Origin of the sequence: Pseudomonas sp. Z8(2022), from assembly GCF_025837155.1 — a bacterium.
Lineage (GTDB): Bacteria > Pseudomonadota > Gammaproteobacteria > Pseudomonadales > Pseudomonadaceae > Aquipseudomonas.
Genome location: NZ_CP107549.1, coordinates 2,728,720 through 2,741,684 on the forward strand (window position 1 = coordinate 2,728,720; position 12,965 = coordinate 2,741,684).

2 protein-coding genes are annotated in these 12,965 nt (G+C 62.0%); one reads left to right on the plus strand and one right to left on the minus strand.

Annotation, left to right across the window (positions count from 1 at the left end):
• Positions 1–66: 66 nt before the first annotated feature.
• On the minus strand, positions 67–11,112 hold the full coding sequence (locus OEG79_RS12985) for a retention module-containing protein (protein ID WP_264145416.1): 11,046 nt from the start codon (positions 11,110–11,112) through the stop codon (positions 67–69).
• Positions 11,113–11,558: 446 nt separating this feature from the next.
• Here OEG79_RS12985 and OEG79_RS12990 point away from each other — a divergent pair, with 446 nt between their 5' ends.
• On the plus strand, positions 11,559–12,914 hold the full coding sequence (locus tag OEG79_RS12990) for a TolC family outer membrane protein (RefSeq protein WP_264145417.1): 1,356 nt from the start codon (positions 11,559–11,561) through the stop codon (positions 12,912–12,914).
• Positions 12,915–12,965: the final 51 nt, after the last annotated feature.

Sequence of the window (12,965 nt, forward strand, 5' to 3'; positions counted from 1 at the left end):
AACTCTGATAAACATTTCCGTTTGTCTGAGAAGCCGCTGACCTGAGGCCAACGGCTCCTTCGCACCTCAGGCGACCAACTGATCGTGGTCCAGCATGCCTTGGATGATATCCGCTGCATTGCCGCCGGACAGCACGGTGTTCTCCAGGGTGATGGTCTGATCCACCGGCGCACTGCTTCCTGCGCTGGCCACGTTGATCACCGTACTGCCCGGATTGCTGACGAAGTCGAAGCTCAGATACTGGGTCAGTACATCGGCGCTGGCGGGGCCATCGATACCCTGCAACAGCTGGGACAGATCCAGCTTGTCCGCGCCGTTGCCGAAGTCCTTGACGATATCGTGATAGTTGCCACCACGGTCATCGGCCGTCCAGACGAAGATATCGTCGCCGGCGCCGCCGACCAGAACATCGTTGCCTCTGCCGCCAATCAGGGTGTCATTACCGTCGCCGCCCTCCAGACGATCGTTGCCCCCCAGGCCACGGAGCGTGTCGTTACCGCCCAACCCGAGCAGCACGTCGCTCGCTTCGCTACCGAGCAGGGTATCGTTGAGCGCCTCGTTGCCCATCAGCACATTCGGCTGCACCGCGGGAGCAGAGCCGATGCCGACCACCAGACGGGCCTCGCTGACATCACCGTCCGGCTGCGTCAGGCGGTAGGTAAACACTTCCTCCTTGCCGAGATTGGCGTAATCACTGTTGGGCGTATAGGTATAGGACCCGTCACCCTGTATCACCAGGGTTCCCCACTGGCCGACAATCGTCTTGGAAGTACCCACGGCGACAAAGCTGCCGTTATCCAGCACGCTGAGCACGGCCCCTTCGCTGCCTTTGCTGTCCACCGCTCCCCAAGGGTGGGCGCTGCCCACGTAGTTGTTGGGATCGGTCAGGACGTTGCCCGCTACTGCCGTGGCGGTATCGACCAGCATCGCGGCTGCAACGGTGATCAGGGTGATGTTGTCCACCCGCACGCGGAAACTGCTGCTGTTGTTAGTGCGATCATTGACCTCGAAGTAGAGGCGATAAGTACCTTCGCCCACGCTGTTGCTGGTGACGGTAGTCGCGTTACTGGACGCATGGGTGCCGCTCTGCACCAGCTCCCAAGCGCTGCCGTTCTGCTTGTACAACGTCCAGGTGAACTGATCTCCCGAGCCGCTGCTACTGAAGTTGCTGATGCTGCCCAGGTCGAACGAGACCTTGGCCGTGCTGCCCTCAGCCACCTCGAAGGTCGGTGTTGCAGCCTTGGTACTGACCCCGGCGTTACGGTCGCTGTCAATGAGCTGAAGTGCCCCACCCTGCACACTGACGCCATTGGACGAACTGATCGCGGATACGCCCCACTTGTTGCCCGCGACAGCCATGACATTGGCCTGCGTGATCACCGTGGTTTCATTGCCGCTCACGTTGCCGTTATCGGTGGTATCGAATATCCACGGGTTGTGGTTGGGCCCGGACGAGGCCGGATTGCTGGTGCTGGAAAAGTTCGCCAGCACCTTGGTTACAGAGTCGGGGGTAACCAGGGTCTGCCCGACGATGGCCTGGTTGTAGTTGTCGTAGGCATACACCTCGCTGCGGTCGGTAATGGTCAGCTCGAGATCGGCAGACACCGCATCGCCATCACGATCGACCAGGGTGTAGCGGATGGTGTCCGTCACATCTTCGGCAACATCGCCGTTGAAGTTGTAGGTGTAGGCACCGGTGACCAGGTTGACGCTGAACGAACCCCCTCCTGCAGTGGTGAAGGTCAGCGTTTGGCTCGCGGCATCGTAGCCGGCGGAGGCGCTGGTGTAGGTCACACCGTTGTGGGTGATCGCCGCGACCGGCTGCAGACCCGGACCGTCTGCACCAAAGCCATTGCTGCCCTCGCTGATCAGGTTGCCGGAGATCACCGTGCCGGTCACGGTGCCCTGCAGGGTGTCATTGAGCTGGTTGAGGTTGGAGACCAGGATGCCATCGGTGTTGACACCCGCCTTGCCGTCATAGGCGATGGGGTTGAGCAGCGTCTTGTCGAGTTCGCTGCCCAGCCCCATGCCCAGCGCGTAGGACTTGATGCCCTTGGCGTTGAGGAAGGCGATCCAGGCTGCCTCCTCGCTAGCGCCGATGCCATCGCCCAGTTCCGGGTTGTACTGACTGCCATTGTTGTTATTGCCGGGGTTGGCGTTGGACAGGGTTGGCTGACCGTCAGACAGGAAGTACGAGACGCTCTGCACACTGGTGCCTGTGAGTTTGCCGTACGAGTCGTAGGCATTCATCGCCTTGATCAGCGCATCGTCATAGTTGGTCGAGCCATTGCCGGCGTTGTCGGCCAGCGCGGTGAGCCAGGCCTTGGCGTCGGCGGCGGTCATCCAGACGTTGCCCACGGCACTGGCCGTATTGGCGAAGGTGACGATACGTACCATGACGTCACCAAGGTTGTCGTAGCTGTCGATCAGGCGTTGCACCGCGTCCTTGGCCAATGCCAGCTTGCTGCTGAAACCACTGACACCCGACGGGGCGTCGTCCATACTGCCGGACAGATCCAGCACCACCATGAGGTTGGTGTGGATGCCTTGCGGTTCGCTGGCAGACTTGGCGATGTCATCGGGCGTGGCCGGCGAGTCGTCATCCACCGTGATCGTCAGGCTACCCGTGGCCGGAGCCGAAGGCGCCGCGGAGTCCCAGACCTTGTAGGAGAAGGCCAGGTTCAGGTCGTTCTCGTCTGCCGTACCGGCAACGCTCGGTGCCGAATGATCGAGCGGTTTGAACAGCTTGAAGCTGTATTGCCCGGTATCCGAGTTGGTCAGGCTGAGAGTGAAGACCGGATTGCCACCGGCATCGAACGCACTCAGCGTCTTGCCATCGACACTGAGCTGATAGTTGAGCGCCAAGCCGCCTGAAGACAGGCTGCCAAGGCCACTGGTATCCCAGGCAAAACCACCGAAGCTGTCCACCTGATAACCGAGCGCCCCACTGGCCGTGGTGGCTTCGCCAGCCAGGTCGTTGGGGCCTCCGGCCAACCCATTGGGCAAGCCATCTTCGTCGACGCTGCCGGAGGCCTGGCCACCGACCGGGTCATTGCCGCCGAGCGTGAGGGTCACGGTGGCCGTGGAAACGTCACCATCGCCGTCGGTGATCTGATAGGTGAACACCTCCGTACCGGCGCTGGCCCCACTGCCGGCGCTGTAGACCAGATTACCGCTGGGATCGATGACCAGCGTACCGCCCTGACTGCCCTGGCCGATGATCTGCACCGGCGAGACGCTTGCCTTGCCATCGTTGCCAAAGCTGTCGTTGCCGGTGAGGTCGTTGACGTTGCCGACGACCTGATCGACTGCCGAGCGTGAGACCTCACCGGCAATCTCATCGTTGACCGCCATCGGTGCGTCATCACGGAAGCCCAGCACCTTACCCAGGTCGATACTGGCCGAATCCTGATCGCCGTCGGCATCGGTGATGGTGGCCTGCAGCCCGATCTTGTCACCGCCCAGCAGATGCAACTCATCCGGCTGGGCGGTGGGATGAACCACGGCCCTCAGTTGCGTCAGAGTCACCAGTCCTGCGGCGTCGACGCTCAGGGTGAAGACCAGCTCGTTACCGGTTTCGGTACGGCCTTCGAGCACCGAGCCGTTGAACACCAGCTTGACCGCTTCATCGCTCTCGGTATCGACCAGCCCGGAGTTCGGCGACTTGATTACCAACGCGTAGACCAGAGAACCGGGGCCGTCGGCACCATACTCGGCGTTGAAGGCCGAGCTGAAGTTGCGGCTGACCGTTGCATCCGGCGTACCCAGATAGGTCTCGTCCACCTGCAGCGGCATGCCCCAGGTCACGTTGGTGTTGACGTCGTTGTAGTCGTAGTCGGGATTGTTGGTCACGTCCTCCCAGTTCTGGTTGCCGGGTGCGGCGTTGTCCTGCAGGTGCGAGCCGCCCGGGTTGAACTCGGCGCGGTCGAACAGCACGCTGGCACCGCCAGCACCTTTCAGCGGCACCCCGTTCAGCAAGGCCTGCCAGTTGCCATCAGCATCCTGCCCGAAGGTCAGCTCGGCGCCATTGCTCAACGCAAGATTGGCGGCGCCATTGGGGATGATGAAGAAGCCGACCTCACTTGGATCGAGCCCATCCAGATCGAAGGTGGTTCCCGCCGCCTGCGCCTTCACATCAGCCCAGATCACCTTGCCCACGGATGGATTGCCGTCGGCATCTCGCGAGTAATAGCCGTAGCTGTTGTGATAGCCGGCGTCGCTGCCGAGGAAGGTGGCCTGCGACTCGAAGCCCGGCTGCATGGCCTGGATGGTCGGGGTGTCGTCGTTGACCGTGACCACGAGTTTGCCCTCGGCGGTATCACCGTCACCGTCGGTCACGGTGTAGCCGATCTGCAGCGTGATGTCGTTTTCGTCCTGGCCAGCCGGATGCATCAGGGGTTGGTGCAACTCCAGCTGGTACTTGCCGAGCGCCGGATCGGTCAACACCACGGTCACCAGCGTGCCACGCGCGGCACTGCTGATGGTCAGCGTCTTGCTGTCGGCGTTCCAGGTGGAGGTGACGTTCTCGGTGCCCAATACGCTCGGCCCGGACAGGGAGATACCACGCAGACCATCGGAGCCGGCGTCGAATACCAGCGTGCCGGAGACCGTGGTGTTCGTCCCCGTCACATCGCCCTCGCCACCGTTGATGCCATTGGGCAGGCCTTCATCATCCAGCGCGTAGGCGGCATTGGTGGTGCCCGCGGAGGGGCCATCGTCCTCGAAACCGACTACCTTGCCCAGATCCAGACTGGCGCTGTGGGAGTCGCCGTCCTTGTCATAGACGGTCACACCGAGTTTCAACACACCGTCTTTGATCGACGCCAGTTCGTCATGGTTGCTGGTATTGCCGTGGGCGATGGCCTCGTATTGCACGAGGGTCACACTGCCACTGCCGGCATTGACGCTGACCTTGAATACCGTGACGCCATTGGCCACCCCCAGCACGTTGCCGTCGGCATCCTTGTACAGGCGAATATCACCGCCTGCGGTAGCATCCAGCCCGGAGTCCACACCGTCCTGGCTCAGATTCAACTCGAAACGAGTACGCGACGTGTCCTGGCCATCCGAACCGGCATCCACCGTGAGCTTGAACAGATCCTTGCCGTCGATGCTGGCATAGCCGAGCACATCGCCATGGCCTTGCTCATCATTCGGCGCGACATGGCCATTCTCGTTCTGGCTGGAACCGGTGGTACCCACCGATTCGTCGACGTACAGCTTGGTGCCATGCTGCAGCTCGAACCTGGTGATTTTCGGGCCGTCATCCTCGAAGCCGACCACCTTGCCCAGATCCAGGCTGGCGCTCTGCGGGTCGCCATCCTTGTCATAGACCGTCACGTTCAGCTTCAGCACGCCATCCTTGAGCAGCGCCAGCTCGTCATGGCTGCTGGTGTCGCCATGGGCGATGGCCTTGTACTGCACCAGGGTCACGCTACCGTCAGCGGCATTGACGCTGATCTTGAACACCGTGACGCCATTGGCTTTACCCAGGATGCTGCCATCGGCCTCCTTGTACAGCAGGATGTCGCCGCCGGCCGTGGCATTCAGCCCGGAGTCCACACCATTGCCGGCAAGGCTCAGGGAGAAGCGGGTACGGCCGCTGTCCAGACCATCGGAACCACCATCGGCGATCAGCTTGAACAGATTCTCGCCGTCGATCCGGGCGTAACCCAGCACATTGCCGTGGCCCTGCTCGTCATTCGGCGCAGCCTGACCGGGTTCGTTCTGGCTGGAACCACCTTTGCCAACGGATTCGTCGACGTATAGCTTGACGCTGTGACCCAGCTCGAACTTGATGATTTTCGGGCCGTCGTCCTGGAAGGAGAAATAGGACGAATTGCCGCCGGCAAGCTCGACCTTCGCGGTACGGGTCACCGCGTCACCATCACCGTCGACACGGGTTACCTGATACTGCAGCTGCAACGAGCCCTGGTGTTTGATCAGCAGATCGACCGCCTCGTCGAAACGCTGATCGTTGTCCGGATGGCGGATCGCTTCGAACAGCGTGGTCTGCAGTTGCGGCTGACCATCGACAGTGACGATGGCGATGGTGAAGACCGTATCGCCAGTGGCGTCGACACCCTTGATGACCTGGCTGTTGGCCGGGTCGACGAACAGGCGGATGGCACCGCCATTGGTGGCCGACAGTGTGGTGGCCAGCCCCTGGGCCGGCACCCCGGAGAAGCTCAGCGTACCGCTCAGCGAAGCCTGGCCATCAGCCCCGGCTGCCCCACCGATGGTGAACAGCGAAGTCAGGCCACCGGCAAGTTGGGTGGTGACCTTGGCCAACGCGCCATTGTCGTCGTTCATGTAGCCCTGGCTCTGGTCGTCGTTCGCGGCGTAACGATCCTGATTGCCACGGGTTTCGTCCAGCGCCACTTCCAGCTGAGCCAGTGCCTGAGTATTTACCCCGAGGCTCAGGGTCGGCACATCGTCCTCGATATTGATGACGAACAGGCCGCCAACACCTTCGGGGATGTTCAGCGGATCGCCATCACCGTCGGTGATGGCCAGCAGATGGGTGAAGTCGATGCCGATCTGGCCAGCGCTCGACCACAGCTCACTGTCGTTGCCATCGGCCTGCGGATGGTCGATCGGCCCTTGCAGGGTGAAGGTGAAGCTGCCATCGGCATTGATCACCAACTCGAATACCGAATAGCCACCCACTTCGTCGGCGGCCGTAGCAGTCAGCGTGGTGCTGAGCAGATTGCCGTCGCCATCGAAGCTTTCACTGACCGAATAGACCAGCGGCTTATCGCCGGAGGTCAGCCCCTGGCCGTCCAGCAACGCGGCAGCGCCATCGCTGTCTACCAGGCCGAAGCTGCCGGGCCCGTCGGCACCGAAGGCCACTAGCGAGGCCAGCGTGCCGGCACCACCAGCCGTGCTGATGACCAGCGTCTGCCCAGCTTCCTGATTACCAGCGTTGGGTGACGTCAGTTTGTCTTCATGCACCGTGCCACCGATGGCAGGCGGCGTCTTGGCCGTCCAGGTGGCCTGGATATTGACGTCGTTGTAGTCGTTGTCGCTGTCGCCGTTGTTGACGTCTTCCCAGTTCTGGTTGCCGGGCGCGGCGTTATCCTGGACATGAGACTTGCCATCGGGGTTGAGCGCGTTATCGCCGAAGACGATGGACGCCCCGCCCGATCCGGCCAGCGGGGTATCACCCACGAATGCCTGCCACTGGCCGTCGACCAGCTGGAAGCTGACCTCGGTGCCATTGGCCACACCATTGACGTTGCCATTGGGAATGATGAAGAAGCCGACACTGGCGGGATCGAGCCCCTCCAGCGTGACACTGCTGCCGATGTAGAGCTTGCTGGTATCGGACCAGATCAGCACACCGCTGACCGGCATGCCGTCGTCACCCTTGATGTAGTAGCCATAACTGTTGGCATAGTCGGCATCCCCCCCCTTGTAGGTCAGGGTCAGGCAATGCTCAGGCTCTCCGACCACCAGCTCCGGCACGTCGTCCTGGACATTGACGACGAACAGGCCACTGGAGCCTTCCGGCAGCTGCAGGCGGTCGCCATCGCCATCGGTGGCAGTGAACAGGTGGGTGAAATCGATGCCGAAGACGCCATCGTTAGCCCACAGCTCGCCGTCATTGCCATCTGCGACCGGATGATCGATCGGCCCCTGCAGCTCGAAGTGAAAACTGCCATCGGCGTTCACCGTCAGGGTGAAGACCGGGTAGCTGCCCAGGCCATCGGCGGCAACGGCAGTCAGCGTGGAGCTGACCAGCTGTCCGCCGACAATGCTCTCCTCCACCAGGTAGACCAGACTCTCACCGCCTGACGTCAGCCCCTGAGCCTCCAGCAAGGCCGTGGCGGTGGTGCTGTCGACCAGACCGAAGACACCAGGACCGTCGGCACCGAAGGACACCAGCGACGCCAGATTGCCCGCCCCACCTTCAGTGCTGAGCACCAGGGTCTGGCTGCCAGCGTCCGGGTTGCCGGCATGGGGATGACTCAACAGATCCTCGTGTACAGTGCCGCCCAGTGGAGGCTGTTGCGGATCGAGGGTCTTGAGAATCGGTACGTCGTCCTCCACGTCGATCACGAAGCTGCCGGCCGGGAAGCCTGCGGCAATCGGGTCGCCGTCCCCATCGGTGGCCACCAGCACAGCGGAGAAGTCCAGTGCCTGGCTGTTGTCGCCAAGGGTTTCCGAGTCAACCCCGTTCGGATCCTCGTGATCCAGCACCCCCTTGAGAGTGAACCGATAACTGCCGTCAGCCCCCACCACCAGGGTGAATACCGTGCTGCCGCCCTCACCTGCGGTGGCAGTCAGGGTGGTGCCATCGAGCGATACGCTGTAGACCAGCCCCACACCACCAGAGGTCAGGCCAAGCGCCTGCAGGCCGGACAAGGCCCCGGGTGCCTGACTCAGATGGAAAGTCCCGCGGCCATCGGCACCGAAGTTGACCAGGGCATCCAGCGTATGCGGCCCACCTTCGGCTATCAGGGTTTGCGCCGGCTCGTTATCCGCTTCAGCGTTGCCATTGCCGAGCACGTCCTCATGCACCAGCCCACCAACCACGGGCTGTTGCGGGTTTGGCTGGGCTGGCAGCGGTACGTCGTCCTGGATATTGATGACGAACAGCCCCTTCGCGTCTTGCGGCATTTGCAGCGGATCGCCGTCGCCGTCCGTCGCGGTGATCAGGCGGGTGAAGTCGATGCCGATACCGCCCTCCGATGCCCACAGTTCCGTGTCGTCGCCATCGGCACGCGGATGATCGACCGGGCCCTGCAGCTCGAAACGGTAGCTGCCGTCCGAATTCACCGTCAGGGTGAACACCGGGTAGCCACCGACACCGGGAGCAGCTGTGGCAGTCAGCGTGGTGCTGACCAGATTACCGTCATCGTCGTAACTTTCGTTGATGCTGTAGATCAATGCCTGGCCGCCCGACTTCAAGCCCTGGGCGGACAGCTCGGCCGCCACCGCAGGAGCATCGACCAGGCCGAACTCACCCGGGCCGTCGGCGCCGAAGCTGACCATTGCCATGAGACTGTCGGCAGCTCCCTCGGAACTGACCACCAGACGCTGCCCGGCCTCGGGGTTGCCCTGATGCGGCGTGGTCAGCAGGTCTTCATGCACGGTACCGCCAACCAGGGCCTTGCTGCTCCAGCTCACCTGGATGTTGACATCGTTGTAGTCGTTGTCGCCGCCGAGGTTGGTGTCTTCCCAGTTCTGGTTGCCCGGTGCGCCATTGTTCTCGACATGAGACTTGCCATCGGGGTTGAGAGTCGAGTCGTCAAACACCACGTTGGCACCCGCTTCGCCTACCAGCGGCATATCCCCGATGAACGCCTGCCACTGGCCATCGACCAGTTGAAAGGTCACTTCGGAGCCACTGGCAATGACGTTGGCCGCACCGTTGGGAATGACGAAAAAGCCTACCTCGCTGGGATTCAGCCCGTGCAAGGTTACGGAGACACCATCACTCAGAGCCGAGACATCGCCCCAGATGATCTGGCCGCTGACCGGCAAGCCATCCGGCCCCTTGATGTAATAGCCATAGCTGTTGCTATAGCCCGCATCACCGCCCATGTAGGTCAGGGTCAGGCAATGGTTGTCGTCGACCAGAACCGGCACATCGTCTTCGATATCGATCACGAAACTGCCAGCGTTGAAACCGCCGGAAACCGCATCGCCATCGTAGTCGGTGGCGATCAGCAATTTGGAGAAGTCCAGCGCCAGACTGTCATCACCCAACCGCTCGGAGTCATCACCATCAGCACGCGGATGATCGATCGGTCCCAGCAGCGTAAAGGTGTAACCACCCTCGGGGGTGACCACCAGGGAGAAGACAGGCACACCGCCCAGCTCGGTCACGGCGGTCAGGGCAGTGCCATCCGGAGAGACGGAATAGACGAGTTTGTCGCCGCCCGACTTCAGCCCCAGAGCCTGCAGATCGGCCAGTGCATCGGGATCGGTGCTGAGGTGGAAGCCCCCCCGGCCGTCGGCGCCGAAGTCGACCAGAGCATCCAGGGTACCTGGCCCACCGCTGATCTCGGACGTCTGCACCGGGCTACTACCGGGCTCGGCATTGCCAGTGCTCAGGGCGTCTTCGTGTACCAGTCCTCTGACGATCGCACACTGCCCCTCGCTGGCCACCGGGCTGTCATCGTCCACCAGGATGCTCAGCCTGCCGCTGGCCGGCGTGCCATTGCCGTCGGTGATGGTGTAGTTGAACTGGTAGAGAATGTCGTTTTCATCGCTGCCACCCAGTGCGGGGGCAACATGGTCGAGCGGCGCAAAAAGCTGGAACTGATAACTGCCGGTCAGGAAATTGGTGACCTGAGCGACAAACACCAGGGTTTCGCCTGCGTAGGCGCTCAGGGTCAGGCCATCGGGGCTCACCTGATAGATCAGCGGCGTGCCGCCGGAGCTGATGCCCATCGCGGCCAGCCCGGCAGTGGACCAGGTGAAGCTGCCCGGCCCGTCGGGGCCGAAGCTGTAACCCAGCACTCCGGAGACTGACGTAGCCTCCCCGTCGAGATCGTTCACCCCGCCGATGATGCCATCCGGCAGACCATCTTCATCCACGGCGTTGGAGGCGTTGCCGCCGGTGGGTGTGCCATCGGGGTCTGCGGTAGCGATGGGCAGAGCTGCCGGAAACTCCGGCCCGTCCACCAGGCCTGCGGTGTCAAAGCCGATGACCGGATCGAGCGCCCCGCCGACCTCACTGAGCATCACAAAGGAATGACCACCGCCGGCGCCGCCCGCACCACCGGCACCAGCACCCGGGCCGGCGGCAGTGGCTTCACCTTCCTGGGTCGGGTCGACGCCAGCTTCGATGGCCGCCTGCAGACGCTCGACATCGGTGAGGTCGTCATCGCTCGGCGCCGCCGGAGACGGTTCTGCAGCCGGAGCTTGCGGCGTGTTGCTGGTGGCAAGCATCTGTGCATCGAGCGTCATGCTGCTGTCGCGTCCAAGCGTCAACTGCTGCCCGTTGGTCATGGCTACGGCAACGGCCCCGGAGGCTCCCGTTACCAGTTGCTCGCCGGCATAGACCCGGTCACCTTCACTGACTGGCCGGCGCGATCCATCGCTCGCTACCGCGAACACTTCGCCGACAACCTGACTGACGACACCAATGAGAGTAGCCATGATTCCATCCTCACTACAGCTGCCGACCACCGTCGACACGTACCTACCGAAAGGGTCAGCACACCTTTTCGAAGTCGAGGAGAGAACCTGACAGCTGCTGGAAGTAGAACGGCGCAAAAATCCAAAAAGCGCTACTGACAAAAAAATGTCACAACAGCATGCGTCGAACTACTCCATCAGTGAATCCCCGCCCTTTTGATGCCTGACTGCCCGTTTTCAGCTGTGCAGCCCCGAAAACAGGGACTCGCGCAGCTCACAGGTTCAAACAATGTGCTGCTTTTCTCAGAGTTCATAAGATTTTTTCCGAATATGGCTTGTGAAAAAATCGTCTTAGCCTCTCCCGAAAGTTGTTCTTATCTCTGATGTTACAAGCCTGAAACGGTTTAGCAGGCAGAAACGCCATTTTTATGGCGACAGGATAAGAACTCTAGTAAGGAGAAACGCCAATGCGCACCTTGACACCGCTTTGGAGCGCCATGCTTTTGGCGACTGTTTACAGTCAGGCGCAAGCCATGAATCTCTCGGAAGCGATTCAGAGCACGCTGGATAACCATCCGGAGATCCACGCTGCCGCCAATAGCCGACTCTCATCGGATGAGGATGTGAAATTCGCCAAGGGCGGTTACCTGCCCACCGTCGACCTGCTGGTCGGCTATGGTCGCGAACGCACCGACAGCCCCAGCACCCGGGGACTGGGCGATCACAACAAGGAAACCCTGAACTACCGTGACGCCGAGCTGCGTCTGCGTCAGATGCTGTTCGACGGTTTCAACACGCCCAACGAAGTGGCGCGCACCAAGGCCGTGGTCAACTCCCGCGCCTACCGCCTGCTCGGGACCTCCGAGAGCCTGGCGCTGCGCACCGTCGAGGTCTACCTGGATCTGCTGATGCGTCGCGAGATGGTCACCCTGGCCCGCAACAACCTGCAGGCCCACCAGCGCATCAACGACCAGATCGGTCTGCGCAGTCGCCAGGGTGTAGGCAGCACAGCGGACCTGGACCAGTCCGAAGCGCGTCTGGCCCTGGCGCAGAACAACCTCTACACCGAAGAAGTCAACCTGGCCGATGCCGAAGCCAACTTCTTCAGCGCCGTCGGGCGCCTGCCGGACGAGCTGGAGCCGCCCCCTTCGATCAAGGGCAGCCTGCCCGCTGACCTGATGGCCGCCCGGCAAACGGTGATGGAAAACAACCCGTTCCTGAAATCGGCGCAAGCCGATGTCAACGCTGCCGAGAAACAGTACGAGGTTGCCAAGTCGCCCTTCTACCCGCGCTTCGACCTGGAGCTGGCCACCTCGGCCAACGACAACGTGCAGGGCGACGAAGGTCACTACAACACCTGGCGAGCCGCCGTGGTGATGAACTACAACCTGTTCAACGGCATGCGCGACAAGGCCCGCCTGCAGTCCGCCGCGCACCAGATCAACGAGTCGATGGACATCCGCAACAACGCCCTGCGCGTGCTCAACGAAAACCTCTCGCTGGCCTGGAACGCCATGGAGAACGCCCGTCTGCAAACCCCCAAGGCACGTGATTACGCGGACTACACCGCTCGCGTTCGCGAGGCCTATCAGCAGCAGTTCAGTCTGGGACAGCGCACCCTGCTCGACCTGCTCGACAGCGAAAACGAACTGTTCACCGCCAACCGCCGCTATACCGAGGTTCGCTACAGCGAAGAGTTCTCGATGTACCGCGTCGTAGCCGCCATGGGGGACCTGCTGCGTCAGCAACAGGTCGTGGTCCCGGCAGAAGCCGTAGCGCTCACGGAAGTGAAAAGCGAAGCACGCTTGCCGGACATGAAGTGAGCCCCGGCTCGAAGGGCCTGCATGAATCCCGGCAGGCCCGAAGCGCAACAG

Excerpts from the sequence above, each read along its gene's own strand:
- OEG79_RS12985 (WP_264145416.1), bottom strand. The coding sequence starts at position 11,112 with ATGGCTACTCTCATTGGTGTCGTCAGTCAGGTTGTCGGCGAAGTGTTC.
- OEG79_RS12990 (WP_264145417.1), top strand. The coding sequence starts at position 11,559 with ATGCGCACCTTGACACCGCTTTGGAGCGCCATGCTTTTGGCGACTGTT.